The sequence below is a fragment of the Deinococcota bacterium genome (assembly GCA_030858465.1).
GTDB lineage: Bacteria > Deinococcota > Deinococci > Deinococcales > Trueperaceae > JALZLY01.
Genome location: JALZLY010000320.1, coordinates 1 through 2,485 on the forward strand (window position 1 = coordinate 1; position 2,485 = coordinate 2,485).

Here is a 2,485-nt window from a genome sequence, read left to right on the forward strand (position 1 = left end):
GCCCGTCACCGTGCCGGGCTCCTCTACCACCTCGGCCACGCGGCCTGGCTGCGCGGGGATTTGGAGGACGCCGAGGCGTGGCTCCAACAGGCGCTCGAGCTCTGAGCCGAGCTGGGTATGGAGAACACGCGAGAAACAGCCCGCACGCGCGGCAGTCTGGCGATGACCCGCTATATGCAAGGGGAGCCTCGCAGAGCCAGGGAGCTGCTCGAGGCTGCGCTCACCGTCTTTCGCCGCGAAGGCGACCTCTGGTGGACGGCGTTTGCGCTCGGCTGGCTGGCTAAGTCCGCCTTGGCGCTAAAGGAGCACGAGGCCGCGAAGATGCCGCTCGAGGAGTGCCTCGCCATCTTCCGCCGCCTCGGCAACCGGTGGGGGCTCGGGCTGTTTTTGCAACCCGCGACGCAACTGCGCCTTGAAACGGGCGACCCGCGTGGCGCGCGCATCCTCGCCGAAGAGTCGCGCGCGCTCCTTACGGAAGTCGGCCATAGGCACGCGCTCGGCGAGGTGTATCGGCTGTTGGGCGCCATCGCCTGGGCCGAGGGGCGTCACGCCGAGGCGAACATGCACTACCAACAGAGCCTGACCCTCTACCACGAGCTAGGGCAAGAGAGCTTGGCGCGAGGCGTCGCCAGAGAGCTGGCAGAACTGCCACCGCTCGAGACGCCTCGCCAGGCCTGATGGCGTAGTCGCTCTAGGTCTTTTCAAGCTTGCCTCCAAGTCCAGATAGCTCCTTGACGGGCGCGGCCGCACGAGGTGCGGTTTCAGGAACGGCCCTGAAGCAGCGGGGGCAGAGGTGATCCTTGATGTCCCATCAAGGATGTCCCATCAAGGATTCACGGCTTGGACCTCCTCTCGGCTTCTGACAAGCCAAGGCTAGCGGAGGCCCGGTTATACACCGGTTATAAAAACGGGGGTTTTGCAGGTTGTGCCGGACGGTCCTGATATGGCCCCGCGCCGTGACGGCTCAACGAGGTGGGTTTCTGGTATAATCTAGACAGACTGGATAGGAGGCCCTTTATGCCCTGGCAGCTCCAAGACGCCAAACAAAAGTTCAGCCAGCTCGTTAGGCGGGCGCTCGAGGAAGGTCCTCAAGTGGTGACGCGTCGCGGCGAGGAGGTCGTCGTCGTGCTCTCCGCCGAAACCTATCGCGAACTGAGCGGTAGCCGGCCCGACTTCAAAACCTTCTTGCTGAGCGATCCTGACCTGAGTGAACTCGAGCTTTCTCGCTCCAAAGAGACAGCGCGCACCGTCGACCTGTGAGCTATCTCCCTACGGGCTATCTCTTGGACACCAACGTGCTTTCTGAAGGGCGCAAGCCGCGCGGCAACGCGGGCGTCAAAGCCTGGTTCGCCTCAGTCGAGGGCGACGAGCTTTATGTGAGCGTTCTGGTGATCGGTGAGATCCGGCAGGGCATCGACCACTTGAAACCACGCGACCCCAGACAGGCAAAGGTTTACGAGACCTGGCTGGAAACTTTGAAGCGCGACTACCGCGAGCGTATCTTGCCGATTACCGCCGCTATCGGCGAGGTGTGGGGAAGCCTCAATGCGCCCACCCCGCTGCCGGTGATCGACGGCCTATTGGCGGCAACCGCCCAGGTGCACGGTTTGACCCTGGTCACCCGCAACGTGGCCGACCTCGACCGCAGCGGCGTGTCCGTGCTCAACCCTTTCGACCGGGCATAAGCCAGCAAGCTTTCAGCCAGACGGAGAACGTCGAACCCACCGTGGCGCAGCTCGAGAAGGTCGGCACGACCCGCGTGCTGCCTGCGCGTGAGCTGCTACCTAGAGCGGCTCGAGGTCGTCTAGGGCAGGGCTTGACCGGGCTCGAGTGAGAAACTTCACTCGCCCTGGCCGAACGCCCTGCTCTCGACGTTTCCTCTTCTGCACCACAGCTTTCCCTGTTCGCGGAACTTGTCAAGGAGCCCCACGTGGCGTAGAATATTCATGTCACGTGACACTCCATGGTTGACTCCATCCCATGGCCGACACCAGCAGGTCGCGCGACGCCCAGGGAGGTCCGCCATGATGTCGCCCCTAAGCCTGGAAGCGCTCACCCGAGAACGCCTCGAGACCCTGCACGACGAAGCGCGGCGTCACTGCCTGCTCCGCGCGCAGACGCTGAGCCCGCGCCGGCGCCTGGCCCTCACCCTCAAAGCCTGGGCGGAAAGGCTCGAGCCCGAGCTCTCGCAGAGCCGTCCCGCCGGCCGCCTGGGGCGCAACACCCCTTTCCCCTCCTGAACATGCCCAGTGCCGGCCTGCTTCGAGAGGAGCCCGGATGAGCACGGCCCACCCAATACGCGCAGACAAGCTTTTCAACGTCTGTCACTTCTAGCCCGACCCTTTAAGGAGGCGAGATGTTCACGCACGCAGGCATCAAAACGTTTCATGGCTGGACCCACGGGAGTTTGGACGCGCTCCTGGACCACGTCGCCACGCTCCCCGAAACGTTGCTGACGAAGGAGCTGGACGGCTTCGGCTACAGC

At 64.0% G+C, this 2,485-nt stretch carries 4 protein-coding genes; all 4 read left to right on the plus strand.

The features are described 5' to 3' along the window. The first annotated feature begins 117 nt into the window (after positions 1-117). Positions 118-678, plus strand: coding sequence for a tetratricopeptide repeat protein (locus tag M3498_15755; protein ID MDQ3460735.1), 561 nt, complete (start codon positions 118-120; stop codon positions 676-678). 339 nt (positions 679-1,017) lie between these two features. Further along, complete coding sequence (locus tag M3498_15760) at positions 1,018-1,260, plus strand: type II toxin-antitoxin system Phd/YefM family antitoxin (GenBank protein MDQ3460736.1); 243 nt, start codon at positions 1,018-1,020, stop codon at positions 1,258-1,260. Between the two features lie 23 nt (positions 1,261-1,283). Then, on the plus strand, positions 1,284-1,685 hold the full coding sequence (locus tag M3498_15765) for a type II toxin-antitoxin system VapC family toxin (GenBank protein MDQ3460737.1): 402 nt from the start codon (positions 1,284-1,286) through the stop codon (positions 1,683-1,685). A gap of 339 nt (positions 1,686-2,024) precedes the next feature. Beyond that, entirely contained in the window at positions 2,025-2,240 is a 216-nt protein-coding gene (locus M3498_15770; protein MDQ3460738.1) for a hypothetical protein, read from the plus strand. The last annotated feature ends 245 nt before the right edge of the window (positions 2,241-2,485 follow it).

Bases quoted from the DNA above. Each gene is read 5' to 3' on its own strand.
- M3498_15755 (MDQ3460735.1), top strand. From the start codon at position 118: ATGGAGAACACGCGAGAAACAGCCCGCACGCGCGGCAGTCTGGCGATG.
- M3498_15760 (MDQ3460736.1), top strand. From the start codon at position 1,018: ATGCCCTGGCAGCTCCAAGACGCCAAACAAAAGTTCAGCCAGCTCGTT.
- M3498_15770 (MDQ3460738.1), top strand. From the start codon at position 2,025: ATGATGTCGCCCCTAAGCCTGGAAGCGCTCACCCGAGAACGCCTCGAG.